This window comes from Pseudomonas sp. LRF_L74, from assembly GCF_965644255.1.
GTDB lineage: Bacteria > Pseudomonadota > Gammaproteobacteria > Pseudomonadales > Pseudomonadaceae > Aquipseudomonas.
The window spans coordinates 1-21,739 of sequence record NZ_CBFFRH010000001.1 but is presented as its reverse complement, the minus strand read 5'-3'; the positions used below and the strand labels follow the sequence as shown (position 1 = coordinate 21,739).

Genomic DNA, 21,739 nt, shown 5'->3' with positions numbered 1-21,739 from the left:
TGCAAGCGCAAACGCTATTCGGTTGGGCGGGCGGCGGCCTGTTATTGGCTGGACAGGTGGTCGCCGCGCTCGAAGCGCCAGGTGCGGATGATTTCCAGGCGATCGAATTCGGCCAGGTCGCCGCTGAATGGCGCGAAAGGCGCGGCCAGGCGGACGATTTTCTGCGCGGCCTGGTCCAGCGCCGGTTGCCCGGATGACTCCAGTACGGTCACTTCATAGAGGCTGCCGTCGCGGTTGATCGATACCAGCAGGCGCAGGCTGCCGTAGATGCGCTTGCGCCGCGCCTCCTCGGGGTAGTTGAGGTTGCCGATGCGCTCGACCTTCTTGCGCCATTCGTCCTTGTACCAGGCGCCTTTGTCACGCATGGTCGAGGCGGCGTTGAGGCGATGGATCTTCGGCCGCTTGGCATAGGCCTGCTGCTCCTGGGCCAGTTCGGCTTCCAGGCTGGCGATCTCGGAAGACAGTTGCTCGCGGTCAATGGTGGGCGCCGGTGGGGCCGACTCTTGCGTCTTGGTTTTTTCCGTGCGCGTCGGGGCTTTTTCCTTCTGCGGCGAGCGCGTGGCGACGGCCGCCTTGGGCGCTTCCTTCTTCTGCGCTGGCGGCGGTGCCGCGGGTGGCGTCACCTTTTTCACCTCGGTGTCCTGGAACGGCGCCTGCTCGGTGGTCTTGGGCGCGGCCTTGTGATCCAGGGTGCCGCTGCCCTGCTGGTTGTTCTGCGCGAGAAAGTCGGCGTTCTTGGGTTTTTCATCGCTCTTGAACGTCGACAGTGTGATTTCCAGGGTCTTGCTCAGGTCGCTGGGTGTGGCCACGGTGAAGGTCACCCCGAGGATCAGTGCCAGGTGGATCACGGCGGCGATCAGCAGGGTGAAACCCAGTCGGTCCGCGGGGCGGACCTGGGGGCTGGGTAGGCGAGGGGCGTTGCTGGCTGCGTTCATTGCGTATCGACGAGTCCGGAGTGCCGCGCAGTCTGCGAGTTCGCACCGCGCGCTGCAAGTTCGGCTGTCAAAGCTGTTAGCTGGATCAAGGTTGGGTCGCGCGACCGCTCGCCTGCAGCTTGCCGGCGATGACATCCATCAGTCGCTCGCCGATGCGTGTGTCGAAAGCCTTGTCGATTTCGCGGATGCAGGTCGGGCTGGTCACGTTGATCTCGGTCAGGTAATCGCCGATTACGTCCAGGCCGACGAACAGCAGGCCCTTCTCGCGCAGCACCGGGCCGATCTCGGCGGCAATCTCACGGTCGCGTTCGGTCAGCGGGCGCGCTTCGCCACGGCCGCCGGCCGCCAGGTTGCCACGTGTCTCGCCGCTGGCGGGGATGCGTGCCAGGCAATAGGGCACCGGTTCGCCGTCGATCATCAGGATGCGCTTGTCGCCGTCGACGATGGCGGGCAGGTAGCCTTGCGCCATGCATTGCTGGGTGCCGTGCAGGGTCAGGGTCTCGAGGATCACCGAGAGGTTCGGGTCGCCCTGGCGATGGCGGAAAATCGAAGAACCACCCATTCCATCCAGGGGTTTGAGAATGATGTCACGCTGCTGTTCGGCAAACTCGCGCAGAATATCCGGCCGGCGACTCACCAGGGTCGGCGACATGAGGTGCGGGAACTGGGTGGCGAACATCTTTTCGTTGCAGTCGCGCAGGCTCTGCGGACGGTTGACGATCAGTACGCCCTCGCGCTCGGCCTGTTCCAGCAGGTAGGTGGAGTAGACGAACTCGTTATCGAACGGCGGGTCCTTGCGCATCAGGATCACATCGAGGTCGCTCAGTGGGCTGTCCTGCTCGGCGTCCAGTTCGAACCACTGCTGGGGATTTTCGAATACCTTGAGTGGGCGCATTCGGGCGCGGGCCTTGCCTGCGTTCTGGTAGAGATCGCACTGCTCCATACAAAAGAGGGACCAGCCACGAGCCTGGGCTGCCAGCAGCATGGCCAGTGAGCTGTCCTTCTTGAAGTTGATGTGGGCGATGGGATCCATGACGATCCCCAGGCGAACGCTCATCGGGTAAACCTCCGCAGCCGTTTTCGGCGAAATGGGGGCCTTTGCGGCCAGAAGGATGCGCAAGGGTGGCGTCGGCGGGCCTGCCGGTCAAGGGTTCAGCGCAAGGCTTAGAGCCTTGTAGCTTGCATGTGGAGAGTGTGCTAAAAAGACCCGAGATCGGGTCGCAGCCCTTCGCTGGCAGGGCCTCTGGCTCTCTGTGGTAATGAATAGAACGACTCACCTAAGGCGATGGTAGGGCGAACATGGAACAGCATTCCGAGGGTTTGAAGGTGATGGTAATCGACGATTCGAAGACGATTCGCCGCACCGCCGAAACTCTGCTGAAGAAAGTGGGCTGTGAGGTCATTACAGCCGTGGACGGTTTCGATGCCCTGGCCAAGATCGCCGATACGCATCCGAGCATCATCTTCGTCGACATCATGATGCCGCGTCTCGATGGTTATCAGACTTGCGCCCTGATCAAGAACAACAGTGCTTTCAAATCCACCCCGGTGATCATGTTGTCATCCAAGGATGGTCTGTTCGACAAGGCCAAGGGCCGCATCGTCGGCTCCGACCAGTACCTGACGAAGCCTTTCAGCAAGGAAGAGCTTCTGGGTGCGATCAAGGCGCATGTCCCGGCATTCACTCCGGTGGAGCAAGCCTCTTAAGTCTGGCTTCGGCCGGCACAGTCTTTGCGTATGGGGAACTCCATGGCTCGTATTCTTATTGTTGATGACTCGCCAACCGAAATGTACAAACTGACCGCCATGCTGGAAAAGCACGGGCATCAGGTGCTGAAGGCGGAGAACGGTGCGGATGGCGTGGCCCTGGCCCGCCAGGAAAAACCCGATGCCGTGCTGATGGATATCGTCATGCCTGGCCTGAATGGTTTCCAGGCGACCCGGCAACTGACCAAGGATGCCGACACCAGTCACATTCCGGTGATTATTGTCACCACCAAGGATCAGGAAACCGACAAGGTCTGGGGCAAGCGCCAGGGCGCGCGCGACTACCTGACCAAGCCGGTGGACGAAGAAACACTGCTGAAAACACTGAACGCGGTATTGGCTGGCTAAAGCGACCTTTTGTCCGTAACCGTGCACAAGGATTAGTAGAAGAAGGCAGGCATGTCGGACGCACTTTCACCTTTCGAACTCCTGGCTGACATCGACCGGCGATGCCGGGTGTCTGCCGCGGGATTGCCATCCCAACAGCAGACGGTCCAGACCTGGGGCGGCATTGGCTTTCGCATGGGGACTCGTTACTTCGTCGCACCGATGGGAGAGGTCGGTGAGGTGCTGCATGAGCCGCGCCACACCCTGCTACCCGGGGTCAAGCCCTGGGTCAAGGGCGTGGCCAACGTGCGTGGCCGCCTGTTGCCGGTGATGGACCTGTGCGGCTTCTTCGGCTCGGAACTGTCGCCCCTGCGCAAGCAGCGGCGGGTGCTGGTGGTCGATCATCACGAGGTGTTCGCCGGGTTGACGGTCGATGAAGTGTTCGGCATGCAGCATTTTCCGGTGAGCTCATTTTCCGAGCTCTTGCCTGAAGTGGAAACCGCCATCGCGCCATTCGTGCGAGGTGTGTTCCAGCGCGAAAGGCCCTGGTTGGTATTCAGCCCGCATGCGCTGGCGCAGGATCAGGGGTTTCTGGATGTGGCTATATAACGCAGAGCGTTGAGAACGGGCGCTGCCAGCGCGGCGATGCAATTGTTTTCTCGGCAGTCTGCTAGAAGGGTTTTGGTTGGGCCGGTTCATGCCGGCTCTTTGGCGTTAGATGGGAAGCACCGTATTGCGGTCGGTCCAGGCGGGGGCCAGATATGAAAAAACTAGATACAGGCAATCTGTTTGCGGGAGCGCGCAGCAACAGGCTGATCGCCGGACTGTTCGTGGTCCTGATCATTTCCATGATGTTGCTGTTCGCCAACTTCGCCTACGTCAACAAGCAGTCCTCCTACGATCAGGAGTACATCAGCCACGCGGGTGAGCTGCGGGTTCTGTCGCAGCGTATCGCGAAGAACGCCACGGAAGCGGCGACCGGCAAGGCCGAGGCCTTCCCGCTGCTCAAGGAGTCGCGTGAAGACTTCGCCAAGCGCTGGGATTTCCTGGTCAAGGGCAACGCCGAGAGCGGCCTGCCGCGGGCGCCCGAGTCGGTGAAGCCGCAGATGGATGCGGTGCAGAAGGACTGGGACAGCCTGCGCAAGAACGCCGACGCCATCCTGGCCAGCGAACAGACCGTTCTGTCGCTGCACCAGGTTGCCGCTACCCTGGCCGAGACCATTCCGCAACTGCAGGTCGAGTACGAGGAAGTCGTCGACATTCTCCTGCAGAGCAACGCACCGGCTTCCCAGGTCGCGGTCGCCCAGCGCCAGTCGCTGCTCGCCGAACGTATCCTCGGTTCGGTCAACAAGGTGCTGGCTGGTGACTCCGACTCGGTACAGGCCGCGGATATGTTCGGTCGCGACGCCAGCCTGTTCGGTCGCGTGCTCAAGGCGATGACCGAAGGCAACGCCGCCATGGAAATCACCAAGGTGACCGACCCCGAGGCGCTGGAGCGCCTGGCCGAGATTTCCGAGCTGTTCCAGTTCGTATCCGGCTCGGTGGACGAGATTCTGGAAACCTCGCCTGAACTGTTCCAGGTCCGTGAGTCCGCCAGCACCATCTTCAGTGACTCGCAGACCCTGCTGGACCAGGCATCGGCCCTGACCACCGGTTTCGATCAACTGGCTGGCGGGCGTTCCTTCAACACCGTGGCCGGCTACATCCTCGGTTTGTTCGCTCTCGCCTCGATCATCCTGATCGGCCTGGTCATCGTGCGTGAAAGTAACCGCCGGCTGGCTGAGACTGACGAAAAGAACCAGCGCAACCAGGCGGCGATTCTGCGACTGCTCGACGAGATTGCCGACCTCGCGGATGGCGACTTGACCGTGGCGGCGACCGTAACCGAGGACTTCACCGGTGCGATCGCCGACTCGATCAACTACTCGATCGACCAACTGCGTGATCTGGTACTGACGATCAACTCCACTGCCGTCCAGGTGGCCGCCGCTGCCCAGGAAACCCAGGCCACGGCGATGCACCTGGCCGAGGCTTCCGAGCACCAGGCGCAGGAAATCGCCGGGGCTTCGGCGGCGATCAACGAAATGGCGGTGTCGATCGACCAGGTATCGGCGAACGCCTCGGAATCCTCGGCGGTAGCGGAACGTTCCGTGGCCATCGCCAACAAGGGTAACGAAGTCGTACACAACACCATCACCGGCATGGATAACATCCGTGAGCAGATCCAGGACACCTCGAAGCGGATCAAACGCCTCGGTGAATCGTCCCAGGAGATCGGTGACATCGTCAGCCTGATCAACGACATCGCCGACCAGACCAACATCCTCGCCCTGAACGCCGCGATCCAGGCCTCCATGGCCGGCGACGCGGGTCGAGGCTTCGCTGTGGTAGCGGACGAGGTACAGCGCCTCGCGGAACGTTCCTCCGCTGCGACCAAGCAGATCGAGGCCCTGGTAAAGACCATTCAGACCGATACCAACGAAGCCGTCATCTCCATGGAGCAGACCACTTCCGAAGTGGTACGCGGTGCGCGACTGGCGCAGGACGCCGGTGTGGCCCTGGAAGAGATCGAGAAGGTATCCAAGACCCTCGCGGCGCTCATCCAGAACATTTCCAACGCCGCCCGGCAGCAGGCTTCGTCTGCCGGCCATATTTCCAACACCATGAACGTGATCCAGGAGATCACCTCGCAGACCTCCGCAGGTACCACCGCTACCGCCAAGAGCATTGGTAACCTGGCCAAGATGGCCAGTGAGATGCGCCACTCGGTATCGGGCTTCAACCTGCCGGAAGGCCACGCCTAAGGAGCGTGGAGGCAGCGTGATGCTGCCTCCCGGGAGCGGCCATGAGCGAGGGGCAGGGCATGCAGCCAAGCGGCATCTGGGCGTTGAAACCCCTGGCCGATATGTCGTCGACGGAATTCCGCGACTGGCAAGCGTTGCTTGAAGAACGCACCGGGGTGGTGCTCAACGAACAGCGGCGGTCCTTTTTGCAGACCAACCTGAGCGCGCGTATGCGCGAGCTGGATGTCGCCGACTACGCCAGCTACTTTCGCCAGGTTACCGATGGCCCGCGTGGCGCGGTGGAATGGTCGACCTTGCTGGACCGGCTGACGGTGCAGGAGACCCGTTTCTTCCGCCATCGCCCTTCCTTCGATTTGCTGCAGCGTTACCTGCGCAGGCGCGAGCCTGATGGCGAACGGCCCTGGGCATTGTGGAGCGTGGGCTGTTCGTCGGGCGAGGAGCCTTATTCGATGGCCATCTGCGCGGCGGAGGTGGTGAGGATGGAAGGGGGCGAACGGCCTTTCGGCGTCACCGCCACCGACATCAGCCTCAGCGCCCTGGGCAAGGCCCGTGATGCGCTCTACAGCGCTCGTCGCCTGGCACAGATGGATGGCGAACTGAGTGAGCGCTACTTCCGCATCGAGCAGGATGGTCGTTTCAAGGTCGTGCCGGAACTTGTGGCGCGTATCTGTTTTGCCAAATTGAACGTGCTGGACCTGGGCAAGGCGCCCCTGGACGGCATGGACGTCATTTTCTGCCAGAACCTGCTGATCTATTTTCGGCGCTGGCGCCGCCGCGAGATTCTCAACCGCCTGGCCGAGCGCCTTGCGCCGGGAGGCTTGCTGGTGGTGGGAGTGGGCGAAGTGGTCGGTTGGCAGCATCCGGACCTGGAGCCGGTGGCCGACGAACAGGTCCTGGCATTTACCCGCAAGGGTTGAGCGAAGTCGAATATGAGTGGAGTCGGTATGGGTGATCGGCACGACTATGTCGCCCTGGAGTGGGTCAAGGGCGAGATCGCGGAAACCCTGAAGCAGGCGCGTCAGGCATTGGAGGCGTTCGTCGAGAATCCGCAGGATCCGACGCGCATGCGCTTCTGCATGACCTATGTGCACCAGGTCCACGGCACGCTGCAGATGGTCGAGTTCTACGGTGCGGCACTGCTCGCCGAGGAAATGGAGCAGCTCGCCCAGGCGCTGATGGAGACGCGGGTCAGCAACCAGAACGAAGCGCTGGAAGTGCTGATGCAGGCGATCCTGCAACTGCCGGTCTATCTGGACCGGGTACAGAGTGCGCGGCGCGACCTGCCAATGGTGGTCCTGCCGCTGCTCAACGACCTGCGCGCCGCCCGTGGCGAGAAGCTGCTGTCGGAAACCAGCCTGTTTTCTCCCGACCTGTCCGAGCGCCGCCCGGCGTTGCCTCGCGAAAGCCTGGAGCAACTGCGTACCGCCGAGTTGCCGGTGCTGCTGCGCAAGCTGCGGCAGATGCTGCAGATGGCCCTGGTCGGGGTCATCCGCAACCAGGACCTGACGACCAACCTCGGCTACATGGCGCGGGTCTTCGCGCGCCTGGAAAACCTGTGCAAGGATGCGCCCCTGGCGGCGCTGTGGCAGATCGCCTCGGGCATGGTCGAGGGGCTGGCCAATGGCAGCGTGGCCAACGGCGCCTCGGTGCGGACCCTGCTGCGCCAGGTCGACCGCGAGCTCAAGCGCCTGGTCGAGCAGGGCGCCGACGGCATCAACCAGCCGGCCCCGGACGAACTGACCAAGAACCTGCTGTTCTACGTGGCCAAGGCATCATCCCAGTCGCCGCGCATCCGCAGCCTGCACGAGCAATACCGCCTCGAAGAGGCGCTGCCCAATACCGGCGTGGTCGACGAAGAGCGCGCGCGCCTGGCGGGGCCGGACCGCGATGCGATTCGCTCGGTAGTCACCGCCCTGTGCGAGGAATTGGTGCGGGTCAAGGACAGCCTTGACCTGTTCGTGCGCAGCGATCGCAGCCAGCTCGCCGAACTCGATGGCCTGTTGGTGCCGCTCAAGCAGATTGGCGACACCCTCGGCGTGCTTGGCTTCGGCCAGCCGCGCAAGGTCATCGTCGACCAGCTCGATGTGGTCCATGCGCTATCCGTAGGCCAGCGCGAAGCGAATGATGCGGCCCTGATGGATGTGGCGGGCGCATTGCTCTACGTAGAAGCGACGCTGGCCGGCATGGCCGGGCCGGGCGACGAGCCGCAGAACGAACAGAGCCACCTGCCGACTACCGATGTCGCGCAGATCCATCAACTGGTGATCAAGGAAGCGCGCACCGGTCTGGAACAGGCCAAGGACGCGATCATCGAGTTCATCGCCTCGCAGTGGAACCATGATCACCTGGCCAAGGTGCCGGAACTGTTGACCCAGGTCCGTGGCGGCCTGGCGATGATCCCGCTGGCGCGCGCGGCGGCTCTGCTGCAAGCCTGCAACCGCTATATCCAGGAGCAACTGCTGGCACGCAAGGCCGTGCCGAACTGGCAGAGCCTGGACACCCTGGCCGATGCGATCACCAGCGTCGAGTATTACCTGGAGCGTCTCAGCGAAGACCACGCCAGCCAGGGCGACGTGATTCTCGATGTCGCCGAAGAAAGCCTCGGCAGCCTTGGTTATCCGCTGCAGGAAAAACCATCGATTCTCGACCGCGTCGAAGAAAGCCCGGAGCCTCTGGCCAATCCGCTCGATGAGATCGAGGTGCTGGTCGATGAGGCGCCCGCCGTACACGTTGCCGAGACGCCGAGCGCCGCAGCCGACGACCTAAATGACGTGCTCTCCAGCTGGAGCTTCGACAGCACGCCGCTGGAAGAGAAGGTCGAAGACAGTGCCGTTGACGTGTCGTCGCCTGATAGCAGCTCACGCGCTACTGCCTCGCCTGAGGCCGAAGAGCTGACCTGGGATCTGGAGGCGTTCGAGCTGGAGCCGGAAACTCCGGCGCCTGCCGAAGAGCAGGTGACCGAGTTCACCTTCGAGGCGCTCGATCCGTTGCCGGAAGGCGAGCCTGCCATCAAGCTCGATGAATTGTCTGAATGGAACCTGGAAGAGCCTGAGCTGGCGAGTGAGCCCGTTGTCGAGACGCTCGACCTCGATCTGCCGCTCGAACCGCTGGGGGGCGAGTTGGTCGAGTTCGACGCTCCGCAGGCCGAAGCCGGCGTTCCTGCCGACGAGCCCGCCGAAGCGTTCGTCTTCGAAACCCTCGAGGATGGCCAGGTCGACTGGCAGGCCGCCGAGGTGGACATCGCTGGCCTGGGCCTGCCGGAAATCGAATTGCCCGAAGCGCCGCTCGCACCTGCCGAGGAACCTCAGGCAGAGGCGCCCAAGGCGTTGTCGATGGCCGATGTGATGGCCGCGCCGACCCTGGCGATCAACCCGCCGGCCCGGGATGTCCCGCCGAGCCTGTTGCCGCCGCCTGCCGATGAAGAGCCGATCGACGAAGAGTTGCTCGAAGTATTCGTCGAGGAGGCTGCCGAAGTTCTCGAAACCATCGGCGAGTACCTGCCGCGCTGGCGTGCCGATACCGACGACAAGGAAGCCCTGGGCGAAGTCCGCCGCGCCTTCCATACCCTCAAGGGCAGCGGGCGCATGGTGCGCGCACTGGTCATCGGCGAATTGGGCTGGTCGATCGAGAATCTGCTCAATCGCGTGCTGGATCGCAGCATCCAGCCTGATGCCGCCGTGCAGCAGGTGGTACAGGATGTGGTCGAGCTGATGCCGGCACTGGTCGAGGAGTTCGCCGCCAAGGCCCAGCGCCAGCGCGATGATGTCGACCTGCTGGCTGCCACTGCTCATGCCCTGGCCCGTGGCCTGCCGCCACCGCTTGCCGCGAGCGCCCCCGCACTGGCCGAGACCTCCCCGCTGGTCGTTGACGGCCAGGACGAAGCGCTCGATCCGGTACTGCTGGAAATCTTCCGCCACGAGTCGGAATCCCACCTGGATATGCTGGGGGAGTTCCTCGCTGACTGCGCCCGCGAGCTGCCGCAGCCGGTGACCGACAATCTGCAGCGAGCCCTGCATACCCTCAAGGGCAGTGCGCACATGGCCGGCATCCTGCCGATCGCCGAGATCGCCACGCCGTTGGAGAAGCTGGTCAAGGAATACAAGACCAATCTGCTTGCCGTCGACCTGCCCGAGGCCGAGCTGCTGCATCGTACCGAGAAACTGTTGCGCAAGGGTGTCGAGCAGTTGGAGACAACGCCCTTCGCGACTATCGATGGCAGCGCCGAACTGATTGCCGATGTACTGCGCCTGCATCGCGAGCGCCTCGACGCCATCGACGAAGCACGGCGTGACGAGCCGGGCCGCAAGGCGCGCGACCCGCAGTTGATTTCAATCTTCCTCGCCGAAGGCATGGACATCCTGCTGGATGCCGAAGCGCTGTTGCACAAATGGCGCGAGCATCCGAGCGAGCAACAGGAACTCAGTGCGCTGCTCGAAGAACTCACCACGCTGGGGCGTGGTGCGCAGATGGCCGAGCTGCCGCAGATCGACCAGCTGTGCCAGGCGCTGCTGGAGGTATACCAGGGCGTACAGGACGGGCGCCTGCCGGTGAGCGAGCGATTCTTCGCCGAGGCCGAGGCCGCCCATGAAGTGCTGATCGGCATGATGGATCAGGTGGCTGCGGCACTGGATGTCACGCCCCGCCCCGAGCGGGTCGCGGCCTTGCACGACTTGCTCGATGAAGCCATCGATCCGGCCAAGCTCGCACTGCTGACCCCTGAGGGGTTGCAGTCGCTGGACATATTCGAGCTGCCCCAGGATGAGCCCGTGCCCCAGGCGAGTGCTGCCTGGAACGGCGACGAGCTCGATGGCGAAATGGTCGCCATCTTCCTCGAGGAAGCCGTGGACATTCTCGACAGCGCCGGCCAGGCGCTGGAGCGTTGGCTTGGCGACCCAGACAACAACCGTGCCCTGAGTGCCCTGCAACGTGATTTGCACACCCTCAAGGGCGGTGCGCGGATGGCCGAGCTACGAGGCATCGGTGACCTCGCCCATGAGCTGGAGTCGCTTTACGAAGGGCTGGTCGATCGGCGCATCAGCCATTCGCCAGCACTGGCCAGGCTGTTGCAACAGAGCCATGACCGCCTGGCGGTGCTGCTGGAACAACTGCAAGGGCGTCAGCAACTGAGTGAGGTCGCCGACCTGATCGACGCCATCCACCGTTTTCGCCAGGGCGGCGCGCCGGTTCTGACCGGTTCTGACGCGTCGCCCGACCTTGAGCAGAGCGAGCCGGTCGAACAGCAAGGCGTTTTCGAGGGCGAGTCCACGGAAATGGACCTGGCCGAATTGTCCACAGTGGACTTCGTTGCGCCCGACGTCGGCGAGATCGGGGCGTTGAGTGTTGACGAGAGCCTGATCCTCGAAGAACCACGGCTCGATGATTTGCCCGCCCTGAGCGATGAGGAGTGGTCGTTGCAGGGGGCGTTACCGCAAGCCGGTAGCGCGCCGCTTGATGTCGCCAGCGAGGCCGGCGCTGAAGCGCTCGCATTGGCTGCCCCGCCTGCGCCCGTGCCGCCGCAAGCGCTCCCTCCGGTCGAGGATGGGCGTGACCAGGAACTGGTAGAGATCTTCCTGGAAGAAGGTTTCGACATCATCGAAAGTGCTGGCGCGGCCTTGCAGCGCTGGATGCAGGACATCAACAACACGCTGGAAGTCGAAGCCCTGCAGCGTGATTTGCACACCCTCAAGGGTGGTGCGCGGATGGCCGAGATCCGTGAAATCGGCGACCTGGCCCATGAGCTCGAATTCCTTTACGAAGGCGTCGGTGACGGGCGTCTGCGTGCTAGCGAAGGCCTGTTCGGCTTGCTGCAGGCATGCCATGACCGCCTCGCGGAAATGCTCGAGGCGGTGCGTGACCGCCGCGGGCTGCCTGACGGCGAGGCGCTGATCGAGGCCATCCGCCGTTTCCGTGCCAATCCGGACGAGCAACTGAGCATTCCCGGCAGTGTGCAGTTGCAGCCGGTGGTCGAGGACGAGGACGGCGTGCCTGAGGCCGATATCCTGGATATCTTCCTGGAAGAGGCGGACGAACTGCTGGAGAGCATGGAGACCAGCATCGGGCGCTGGGAGGCTGATCGCGAGAACGGCGCCGCCATCGACGATCTGTTGCGCATCCTGCACACCCTCAAGGGCGGTGCGCGACTGTCCGGGCAGAAGCGCCTGGGTAACCTCAGCCACGATCTCGAACAGCACCTGAGCGACGCCCAGCAGCAGGGCGCGCCATGGCCGGAAAGCCTGTTCCTCGACGTGCAGTCCGGTTATGAAGGCTTGCAGAAAGAAGTCGAACTGCTGCGCCAGCGCCTGGAGGCTAGCCAGGTCGAAGAAGCGGCACCGCCAGCCGAAACCGCACCGGCCAGGCCGCTCAGCCTGGGCTCGCCGATCGTGGCCGCGGCCGCCGCTCAGCAGGTGGAACAACAACTGCAAGTCTTGCCGTTCGTCCAGCGTGCCGCCGAAGCCGCGGCCGAGGCGGCATCGCGTCGTGCGCCGCAGGAGCTGGTCAAGGTGCCCGCCGACCTCCTGGAAGGCCTGGTCAACCTGGCCGGCGAAACCTCGATCTTCCGTGGTCGGGTCGAACAGCAGGTCAGTGACTTCAGCTTCACGCTCGGCGAGATGGAGGCGACCATCGAGCGGGTGCGCGATCAACTGCGTCGTCTCGACACCGAGACCCAGGCGCAGATCCTCAGTAATTACCAGGCCGAGGCCGAGCGCTCCGGCTATGAAGATTTCGACCCGCTGGAAATGGACCGCCATTCGCAACTGCAGCAGCTCTCGCGTGCGCTGTTCGAATCGGCTTCCGACCTGCTCGACCTGAAAGAAACCCTCGCTGCGCGTAACCGCGATGCGGAAACCCTGTTGCTGCAACAGGCCCGGGTCAATACCGAGTTGCAGGAAGGCCTGATGCGCACCCGCATGGTGCCGTTCGACCGCCTGGTGCCGCGCCTGCGGCGCATCGTGCGCCAGGTGGCGAGCGAACTGGGCAAGCAGGTCGAATTCCATGTCGGCAACGCCGACGGCGAAATGGACCGGACCGTGCTGGAGCGCATCGTCGCCCCGCTGGAGCACATGCTGCGCAACGCTGTCGACCACGGCATCGAACCGGCCGAGGTGCGCCGGACCCTGGGCAAACCGGAAACCGGGGCGATTCGCCTGACGCTGGGGCGCGAGGGGGGCGACATCCTCCTGACCCTGAGCGACGACGGCGGCGGCATCAAGCTCGACGCCGTGCGCCGCAAGGCCATCGAGCGTGGCCTGATCGACGGGCAATCGGAGCTCAGCGACCACGAAGTCCTGCAGTTCATTCTCGAGGCCGGGTTCTCCACGGCCGAGAAGGTCACGCAGATCTCCGGGCGTGGGGTCGGCATGGACGTGGTCCACTCCGAGGTCAAGCAACTCGGCGGTTCGATGAGCATCGAGTCGAGCGAGGGCGAAGGCACGCGCTTCCTCATTCGCCTGCCGTTCACCGTATCGGTCAACCGCGCGCTGATGGTGCTGTCTGGCGAGGACCTGTACGCGATCCCGTTGAACACCATCGAAGGTATCGTGCGGGTCTCGCCGTTCGAGCTGGAGGCCTACTACGCGCCGGATGCGCCGCGTTTCGAATATGCCGGCCAGGCCTACGAACTCAAGTACCTGGGCGACCTGCTGAATAACGGCCAGCAGCCCAAGCTGATCGGCCAGAGCCTGCCGTTGCCGGTGATCCTGGTGCGCTCCAGCGAACACGCCGTGGCCGTGCAGGTGGACAGCCTCGCCGGTTCCCGCGAGATCGTGGTGAAGAGCCTCGGCCCGCAGTTCAGTGCCGTGCATGGCATCTCCGGCGCCACCATCCTCGGCGACGGTCGCGTGGTGGTCATTCTCGACCTGCTGGCGACCATTCGTGCGCGCCATGCCCTGGCTCTGGCGCATCAGGTGCTACCGCGCCTGGAGCAGGCGGCGCAGGCCATCGAGGTCGAGGTGGAGCGGCCGACCCTGGTCATGGTGGTCGACGATTCGGTCACCGTGCGCAAGGTCACCAGCCGCCTGCTCGAACGCAACGGCATGAACGTGCTGACGGCCAAGGACGGGGTCGATGCCATCGCCCAACTGCAGGAGCACAGACCCGACATCATGCTGCTCGACATCGAGATGCCGCGCATGGACGGTTTCGAAGTCGCCACCCTGGTGCGCCACGATGAGCGCCTCAAGGGGCTGCCGATCATCATGATCACTTCGCGTACCGGGGAGAAACACCGCGAGCGGGCGATGGCCATCGGCGTCAACGAATACCTGGGCAAGCCCTACCAGGAATCCGATTTGCTCGCCAGCATCCAGTCCCTGGTGAATCGCCATGAGTGACAGAGCCCCGGCACGTATCGCGGTGATCGCCGACACCTCGCTGCAGCGCCATGTGCTGCAGCAGGCGCTGGTCGGCAATGGCTACCAGGTGGTGCTCAACAGCGATCCGGCACGCATCGACGAAGAGGCCTTGGCCAACTGCGAGCCTGATCTGTGGCTGGTCGACCTGGCCCAGTCCGAGGACTCGCCCCTGGTCGACAACCTGCTGGAAAAGACCGAGGCGCCGATCCTGTTCGGCGAGGGCCATGCACCGGAGCGTCACTCGGAAAACTACCCACGCTGGGAGCGCAGCCTGTTCGGCAAGCTCAAGCGTCTGGTCGGCGATCCGGCGCAGGCGGTCGGCCCCGGTCTCGATGCACTGCTGGCAGAGGCCCAGCGCCCGACACGACTCGAACTGCCCAGTGTCCTGGCCAGCACGCCGCTGGTGGCGGGTGAGTCCGCGACGCGGGTGTGGCTGTTGGCTGCCTCGCTTGGCGGTCCCGAGGCGGTGAAGGCGTTCCTCGATGCGCTGCCCGGCGGCTTGCCGGTCGGTTTCGTCTACGCCCAGCACATCGCTGCCAACTTCGAGAGCGCGTTGCCGCAGGCGGTTGGCCGTCACAGCCAGTGGCACGTCAATCAGGTCCGCCATGGCGACTCGGTTCGTTGTGGCGAGGTGATCGTCGTGCCGATCGGCAACGAGCTGCAATTCACCGAAGACGGCGCCATGCGGGTGTCCGAGCTTGGCTGGCCGGAGCCCTACAGCCCATCGATCGACCAGATGATGCTCAACCTGGCCCAGCAATTCGGCGATCGCTGTGGCGTCATCGCCTTCAGTGGCATGGGCAGCGATGGCAGTGCCGCTGCTGCCTACGTGAGGCGCCAGGGTGGGCAGATATGGACCCAGCGGGCCGATAGCTGTGCCTGCCCGAGCATGCCGGACAGCCTGCGTGAGGCGGGCTACAGCGAGTTCAACGGCGATCCGCGCGAGCTGGCCGCGGCCCTGGTCAACCATCTGGCCGAACAGTGCGTATGAGGAAGGATTCATGAGTCAAGCCGTTACCGCCCCCAATGCGCCGAGTGCCCTGACCGCGCTGCTGGTGCCGCTCTCCGACCGCACATTGCTGCTGCCCAACGTGGCTCTCGCCGAACTCATCCCGTATCGCGCGCCGCAGGTGAGTGCCGGCATGCCGGCCTGGTTTCTTGGCCAGGTTGCCTGGCGCGACCTGCAACTGCCGTTGCTGTCGTTCGAGGCGGCATCCGATGGCCAGGCGCAAATTGGCAGCAATGCCCGCGTCGCGGTTATCAACGCCCTCGGCGGTCGCGACCAGGTCAAGTTCATCGCCTTGCTGGTGCAGAACATTCCGCGTTCGCTGAAGGTCGATGCGACCCTGGCGCGTGTCAGCGTTTCGCTTTCGCCGCTGGAGCTCGATGCGGTGCAGATTGGCGAAGCCGTGGTCAAGATTCCCGACCTTGCCGGCCTCGAGCAGAAGCTGGCGGATGCCGGGTTGATCTGACAACGGCTGGATGCTTTGCGAAAGCGCCGGCACGAGCCGCGTGTCGTTCAACTTCATGCTTTCGGCGCTTGTTTCGGGGAGCCTTGATGTCCGCTGTCTTCATCGCTGCACTGTTGTTCGGTTTTGCCTTCTGTCTCTCTCCCGGCGCGGTACTGGCCGAAACCCTGCGGCGTGGCCTCAAGGGCGGGTTCCGTCCGGCTTTGCTGGTGCAGTTCGGTTCGTTGATCGGCGATGCGCTGTGGGCGCTGATTGGCCTGACCGGGCTGGCGGCGCTGCTGGCCCACGAGAGTGTGCGTATTCCGCTGACGCTGCTCTGTGCCGCCTATCTCGCCTGGCTGGGCTGGCAGAGCCTGCGTGACGCTTCCAGCGAGGCCACGGCTGTCGATCTGCACGAGCGGCCGTCGTCGAGCGGGGCCTTCGCCGCTGGCGCCGCGCTGTCATTGTCGAACCCGAAGAACCTGGTCTATTGGGGCGCGCTGGGCAGTGCCCTGGCGGGTATCGTCGATGGCGTGCCGAGCCAGGCCCAGGCCCTGATGTTCTTTGCCGGTTTCATGGTCGCCTCGTTGCTCAGTTGCTTCGTCAGCGCGGGCTTGGTCGATGTCCTGCGCCGTGCCGCCTCGCCCACTTGGCATCGCGTCAGCCACGCGATCTGCGGGGTGATGCTGTTCATCCTGGCTGGCCTGGCCTTGCGCGGGCTGTTCTAGGCGGCCTGCGAGACTGTTCGCAGAGCAACGGCACCGGCGATGGCCGTGCAGGCTCTCAGAAATCCCCCCAAAGCTGCTGCGCCACCGCCAATGCCACGACTGGCGCCGTTTCCGTGCGCAGCACGCGTGGCCCGAGGCGTGCCGCGTGAAAACCCTTGGCCTTGGCCTGCTCAACCTCGACATCGGACAGGCCACCTTCAGGGCCGATCAGAAAGGCCAGGCGTTGGGGCGTGGCATGGCTGGTCAGCGGTTCGGCCTCCGGGTGCAGGACCAGCTTCAGGTCCGCTTCCACGCTGGCCAGCCAGTCGGCCAGTAGAACCGGGGCCGCAATCGTTGGCAGCACCGAGCGGCCGCACTGTTCGCAGGCGCTGATCGCTACCTGGCGCCAATGACCGAGGCGTTTCTCGGCCTGCTCGCCTTTCAGGCGTACTTCACAGCGTTCGCTGACGATGGGCGTGATCGCCGCGACACCGAGCTCCGTGGCCTTCTGGATGGCCCAGTCCATGCGTTCTCCACGCGACAGGCCCTGGCCCAGGTGCACATGCAGCGACGATTCCGGCTGGCCGGCGATCCATTCGTGCAACTCGACCCGTACGCTCTTCTTGCCCACCTCGATCAGCTCGCCGAGGTATTCCTGGCCGCTGCCGTCGAACAGTTGCACGGCGTCGCCAGCGCTATGGCGCAGTACGCGGCCGATGTAGTGGGCCTGGGCCTCGGGCAACTCGTGTTGGCCGAGGGTGAGCGGGGCGTCGATGAAGAAGCGGGATAGGCGCATAGAGCAGCTACGGGCAGTCAAGGGTGGGCGGCAAGCTTAAAACGTTTTGCCGCTGCTTCCCACGCCTGGCGGGCTCAACCCGGATCGCGATGACCGGGATACAGGCCACTGACCGCCACGCTGACCGACTCGCGGGTGGCGATGTCGATGCCTTCGCTGGCCACCTCGGCGAGGAAGTCGATCTGCTCCGGCGTGATCACGTAGGGCGGCAGGAAATACACCACGCTGCCCAGCGGCCGCAGCAGCGCACCGCGTTGCAGGGCGTGCTGATAGACGCGCATGCCCCGCCGTTCTTGCCAGGGGTAGGCGGTCTTGCTGGCTTTGTCCTGGACCATTTCGATGGCCAGGGCCATGCCGGTCTGGCGTACCTCGGATACGTGCGGGTGCTCCACCAGGTGAGCACTGGCGCTGGCCATGCGCGCGGCCAGGGCCTTGTTGGCCTGGATGACGTTGTCCTGCTCGAAGATGTCCAGGGTCGCCAGGGCGGCGGCGCAGGCCAGCGGGTTGCCGGTGTAGGTGTGCGAGTGGAGGAAGGCGCGCAGGGTCGCGTAGTCGTCGTAGAACGCCTGGTAGACCGTATCGGTGGTCAGCACTGCGGCCATCGGCAGGTAACCGCCGGTAAGGGCCTTGGACAGGATCAGGAAATCCGGGGTGATACTGGCCTGCTCGCAGGCGAACATCGTCCCGGTGCGACCGAAACCGACGGCGATCTCGTCATGGATCAGGTGCACGCCATAGCGGTTACAGGCCTCGCGCAGCAGGGTGAGGTAGACCGGGTGGTACATGCGCATGCCGCCGGCACCCTGGATCAGCGGCTCGACGATCACCGCGGCGACCTCGTGATGATGCTCGGCCAGGGTCTGCTCCATATGGGCGAACATCGTCCGCGAGTGTTCCTCCCAGCTCACGCCTTGGGGGCGCAGGTAGCAGTCCGGCGACGGTACCTTGAGGGTGTCCAGCAGCAGCGCCTTGTAGGTGTCGGTGAACAGCGCCACGTCGCCCACCGACATCGCTGCAACGGTCTCGCCGTGGTAGCTGTTGGTCAGGGTGACGAAGCGCTTCTTCTGCGCATGGCCGCTGTTGATCCAGTAGTGGTGGCTCATCTTCAGCGCCACCTCGATGCCCGACGAGCCATTGTCGGCGTAGAACACCCGGTCCAGGCCTGGCGGGGTGATGCGCACCAGGCGCTCGGACAGCTCGACCACCGGCGCGTGGGTGAAGCCGGCGAGCATCACGTGTTCGAGATTGTCCAATTGATCCCTGACACGGGCGTTGATGCGTGGGTTGCCGTGGCCGAACACATTGACCCACCAGGAACTGACCGCGTCGAGGTAACGCTTGCCGTCGAAATCCTCCAGCCACACGCCGTCGCCACGCTTGATCGGGATCACCGGCAGGCGCTCGTGGTCCTTCATCTGCGTGCAGGGGTGCCAGAGCACGGCCAGGTCGCGTTGCATCCACTCGGCATTCAGGCTCATGGGAAGTCTCCTCGTTGCGGGAGGGCAAGCCTAGGGGCTGTTGACGCTTCGTCGCAAGCGATGCGCAGCGGCATCCGACGGATTCGTCTGGCTGCCGCTTCGTGGCTGACGTATCCTGCGCGGCATTTTCGTCCTGGGGTTTTCCGCATGTCTGCAGTCTGGTTGCGCGTATCCGCGCTGGTGGCAATGGTGGTGGTCGGCAGCACGTCGGCATGGGCTCAGGACAAGGGCGCGCCGCCCAGCGCCATCGTGGTTGGCGCAGGCCTGTCGGGTCTGACGGCTGCCTATGAACTGCAGAACAAGGGCTGGCAGGTCACCCTGCTCGAAGCCAGGCCGACCGTTGGCGGGCGCTCGGGGCTGTCGACCATCGAGTGGATTGGCAGCGCCAGGCAGCAGCCTGTGCTCCATGCCTATCTCGACCAGTTCAAGCTCAAGGCGCAGCCGGCTCCCGAGTATGTGCGTACGCCGGGCTACCTGATCGATGGGCACTATTCCTCGGCGGCCGATCTGGCCAAGGCCGCACCGAAGGTCGCCGAAGACATCGCCCGCTTCGACAAGGCGCTCGATGAGCTGGCGGCCGCCATCGACGATCCGCTCAAGCCCCTGGCGACTGGCACGCTCAAGGGCTACGACGCGAGTACGGTCGCTCGCTGGCTGGATACCCTGCAACTGCAGCCGACTGCCCGTGCCTTGGTCGATCAGCGCATTCGCTCGCGTTATGACGAAGCATCGCGTCTGTCGCTGCTGTACCTGGCCCAGCAGGCCCGCGTCTATCGCGGCCTGCCTGAGGAGGAAACCCGTGCCGCACGCCTGCCGGGCGGTAGCCAGGCACTGGCCCAGGCCTTCGCCAAGCAGATCAAGGTGATCAAGACCAACGCCTGGGTTTCGGCCATCGTCCAGGAGAAGGACAAGGTCACGGTCAAAGTGGGGGCCGCTGGTTATAGCGCCGACTATGTGGTGCTCGCGGTGCCGCTGCCGGCCCTGGAAAAGATCAGCCAGACTCCGGCGCTGACGCCGTTGCAACTGCGCGCGATCAAGGACATCAACTACGGTTGGCGCGACCAGATGCTGCTCAAGTTCAAGAAGCCGGTATGGGGCAAGGCGCGCATGAGTGGCGAGGTGTTCAGCGACAAGGGCCTCGGCACTCTGTGGGTCGAGCCGGCACTCAAGGGCGGCGCCAACCTGCTGATCAACCTCTCGGGCGACAATGCGCGCCTGCTCAATGCCTTCGGCGACCGGCAGATGGTCGACCAGGTGCTGATTCGCTTCAACCAGATTTATCCGGGCGCACGTGAGCAATTCCAGGGCTTCGAGGTGCGTCGCTACGGTAAGGACCCGCTGGCGGGCGGCGCCTACCTGGCCTATGGCCCGGGCGAGATCAGCCAGTACTGGCGCATGTGGGAGCAGCCGTTGGGCCGGGTGATCTTCGCCGGCGAGCACACCGATGCGTTGTACCCGGGCACCCTGGAAGGCGCGCTGCGCAGCGGCCAGCGTGCGGCCAGCCAGGTTCAGGATCTGCAGGCCGGCAAGTCCATCGAGCCGCCCGCGCCTGCGAATGCCACGCCCAAGGCACAGCAGAGCCAGGATGAGAAAAAAGACGGCGAGAAGAAAACAGGCTTTTTCTACCGTTTGTTCCATTGGTGGTAAATCGCGCCAGCGGTTGCTCGTTCTGAATAGTCAGACAGCCTGGTTCGATTGCCGCGAACCAGGCCAGCAAGCAGGCACGGCAGTCCCGCTCAACGCGAATCATCTGTTTACTTGATATTTCGAAGCGAAATTTTCCGCTTTAATTCGATGAGTTTGCCGCTAGGCTTGTGCCATCGTCTTGAGGGGCATTTCGCATGCAGTGGCGCAACTCCAATTCCCGTTATGGCCTGACCAGCATCCTGTTGCACTGGCTGGTGGCGCTCACCGTTTTCAGTCTGTTCGGCCTTGGCCTGTGGATGGTCGGTCTCGACTACTACAGCAGTTGGCGGCATACCGGGCCCGAACTGCACAAGAGCATCGGCCTGACCCTGTTCGCCGTCATGCTGCTGCGCGTGCTGTGGCGCTTCATCAGTCCGCCGCCACCGGCTCCGGCCAACCATGGCACCTTCACCCGCGTGGCCGCCAAGCTCGGTCACCTGGCCCTGTATCTGGGGCTGTTCGCGATCATGATTTCCGGCTACCTGATTTCCACCGCCGACGAGCGTGGTATCGAAGTATTCGGCCTGTTCCAGGTTCCGGCCTCGGTGACCAGCATTCCCGAACAGGCGGAAAGCGCCGGCGCCTTCCATCTCTATGCCGCCTGGGCTCTGGTGATCTTCGCCTTGCTGCACGGCCTGGCGGCGCTCAAGCATCACTTCATCGATCGCGATCCGACCCTCGTACGGATGTTCGGTCGCACTGGCAAGTAACCACAAGGAGACTGTAAATGCTCAAGAAATCCCTCGCTGCCCTGTCCCTGGGCGCCGCCCTGTTCGCTGGCCAGGCCATGGCCGCCGACTACGTGATCGACAAGGAAGGCCAGCACGCTTTCGTCGACTTCAAGATCAGCCACCTGGGCTACAGCTACATCACCGGCACCTTCAAGGACTTCGACGGCACCTTCAGCTTCGATGCCGCCAAGCCGGAAGAGACCAAGATCAACGTCAAGCTGAAGACCGCCAGTGTGTTCTCCAACCATGCCGAGCGTGACAAGCACGTCAGTGGTTCGGATTTCCTCAACGTCTCCAAATTCCCCGAGGCGACCTTCGTTTCCACTGGCGTGAAGGCTACCGGCAAGAACGCCGCAGGCAAGGAAACCGCCGACGTGACCGGCAACCTGACCCTGCTCGGCGTTACCAAGCCGATCGTGATCAAGGCCACCTTCCTCGGCGAAGGCAAGGACCCATGGGGCGGCTACCGTGCCGGTTTCGAAGGCACCACCAGCATCAACCGCCAGGACTTCGGCAAGCAGATGGACCTGGGCCCGCAATCCAACGAGGTGAGCCTGTACTTCACCTTCGAAGGCGTGCGCCAGTAATCCGAGTGGTTACAACAAGCCCCGACCGGTTCGGGGCTTTTTTTCGGTGCGCCAGGCATGGCGCGTTGCGCGTTAGCGCAACCAGTTCGGCTGTGGTGGCTGCACTGGTGACTTGGAGGTGA

The 21,739-nt window shown here is 63.9% G+C and carries 15 protein-coding genes and 1 pseudogene; 12 read left to right on the top strand and 4 right to left on the bottom strand.

Features of this window, described 5'->3' with window-relative positions; genetic code table 11:
- Positions 1-41 precede the first annotated feature (41 nt).
- Positions 42-935, bottom strand: coding sequence for an energy transducer TonB (locus ACSZPK_RS00080; RefSeq protein ID WP_437879365.1), 894 nt, complete (start codon positions 933-935; stop codon positions 42-44).
- Positions 936-1,020: 85 nt separating this feature from the next.
- A complete protein-coding gene (gshB, locus tag ACSZPK_RS00075) occupies positions 1,021-1,992 on the bottom strand; it encodes a glutathione synthase (RefSeq protein ID WP_437879364.1) in 972 nt (323 codons plus the stop codon).
- Positions 1,993-2,234: 242 nt separating this feature from the next.
- Here gshB and pilG point away from each other — a divergent pair, with 242 nt between their 5' ends.
- From pilG to ACSZPK_RS00030, 9 genes are all read left to right on the top strand, one after another.
- The gene (pilG, locus tag ACSZPK_RS00070; RefSeq protein ID WP_437879363.1) at positions 2,235-2,642 is read left to right on the top strand and encodes a twitching motility response regulator PilG; all 408 of its coding nucleotides are present in this window, start codon (positions 2,235-2,237) and stop codon (positions 2,640-2,642) included.
- Between the two features lie 42 nt (positions 2,643-2,684).
- A complete protein-coding gene (gene pilH / locus ACSZPK_RS00065) occupies positions 2,685-3,050 on the top strand; it encodes a twitching motility response regulator PilH (protein WP_437879362.1) in 366 nt (121 codons plus the stop codon).
- Positions 3,051-3,101: 51 nt separating this feature from the next.
- A complete protein-coding gene (locus ACSZPK_RS00060; RefSeq protein WP_437879361.1) occupies positions 3,102-3,638 on the top strand; it encodes a chemotaxis protein CheW in 537 nt (178 codons plus the stop codon).
- A gap of 152 nt (positions 3,639-3,790) precedes the next feature.
- Positions 3,791-5,833, top strand: coding sequence for a methyl-accepting chemotaxis protein (locus ACSZPK_RS00055; protein ID WP_437879360.1), 2,043 nt, complete (start codon positions 3,791-3,793; stop codon positions 5,831-5,833).
- A 59-nt stretch (positions 5,834-5,892) separates the two neighbouring features.
- Positions 5,893-6,750 (top strand): CheR family methyltransferase, encoded by an 858-nt coding sequence (locus ACSZPK_RS00050; RefSeq protein ID WP_437880246.1) that lies wholly within the window; start codon positions 5,893-5,895, stop codon positions 6,748-6,750.
- 27 nt (positions 6,751-6,777) lie between these two features.
- Positions 6,778-14,163, top strand: coding sequence for an Hpt domain-containing protein (locus ACSZPK_RS00045; RefSeq protein ID WP_437879359.1), 7,386 nt, complete (start codon positions 6,778-6,780; stop codon positions 14,161-14,163).
- Positions 14,156-15,175 (top strand): chemotaxis protein CheB, encoded by a 1,020-nt coding sequence (locus ACSZPK_RS00040; protein WP_437879358.1) that lies wholly within the window; start codon positions 14,156-14,158, stop codon positions 15,173-15,175. Before ACSZPK_RS00045 ends, ACSZPK_RS00040 begins: the two co-directional genes overlap by 8 nt.
- A 10-nt stretch (positions 15,176-15,185) precedes the next feature.
- Entirely contained in the window at positions 15,186-15,656 is a 471-nt protein-coding gene (locus tag ACSZPK_RS00035; RefSeq protein WP_437879357.1) for a chemotaxis protein CheW, read from the top strand.
- Positions 15,657-15,742: 86 nt separating this feature from the next.
- A complete protein-coding gene (locus ACSZPK_RS00030; RefSeq protein WP_437879356.1) occupies positions 15,743-16,360 on the top strand; it encodes a LysE family transporter in 618 nt (205 codons plus the stop codon).
- A gap of 55 nt (positions 16,361-16,415) precedes the next feature.
- On the opposite strand, the gene ACSZPK_RS00025 is transcribed toward ACSZPK_RS00030, so the two are convergent.
- Both ACSZPK_RS00025 and ACSZPK_RS00020 read right to left on the bottom strand, forming a co-directional pair.
- Positions 16,416-17,135 carry a 16S rRNA (uracil(1498)-N(3))-methyltransferase gene (locus ACSZPK_RS00025; protein WP_437879355.1) on the bottom strand — a complete coding sequence of 240 codons (720 nt, stop codon included), beginning with the start codon at positions 17,133-17,135 and terminating at the stop codon, positions 16,416-16,418.
- A gap of 74 nt (positions 17,136-17,209) precedes the next feature.
- The gene (locus tag ACSZPK_RS00020; protein ID WP_437879354.1) at positions 17,210-18,613 is read right to left on the bottom strand and encodes an adenosylmethionine--8-amino-7-oxononanoate transaminase; all 1,404 of its coding nucleotides are present in this window, start codon (positions 18,611-18,613) and stop codon (positions 17,210-17,212) included.
- A 147-nt stretch (positions 18,614-18,760) separates the two neighbouring features.
- Between ACSZPK_RS00020 and ACSZPK_RS00015 the strand changes: the two are divergent.
- The 3 genes and pseudogenes from ACSZPK_RS00015 to ACSZPK_RS00005 form a co-directional block, all read left to right on the top strand.
- Positions 18,761-20,248, top strand: a pseudogene (locus ACSZPK_RS00015) (flavin monoamine oxidase family protein); the annotation flags it as partial.
- Between the two features lie 206 nt (positions 20,249-20,454).
- Positions 20,455-21,009 (top strand): cytochrome b, encoded by a 555-nt coding sequence (locus ACSZPK_RS00010; RefSeq protein ID WP_437879353.1) that lies wholly within the window; start codon positions 20,455-20,457, stop codon positions 21,007-21,009.
- A gap of 17 nt (positions 21,010-21,026) precedes the next feature.
- On the top strand, positions 21,027-21,617 hold the full coding sequence (locus ACSZPK_RS00005; protein WP_437879352.1) for a YceI family protein: 591 nt from the start codon (positions 21,027-21,029) through the stop codon (positions 21,615-21,617).
- Positions 21,618-21,739: the final 122 nt, after the last annotated feature.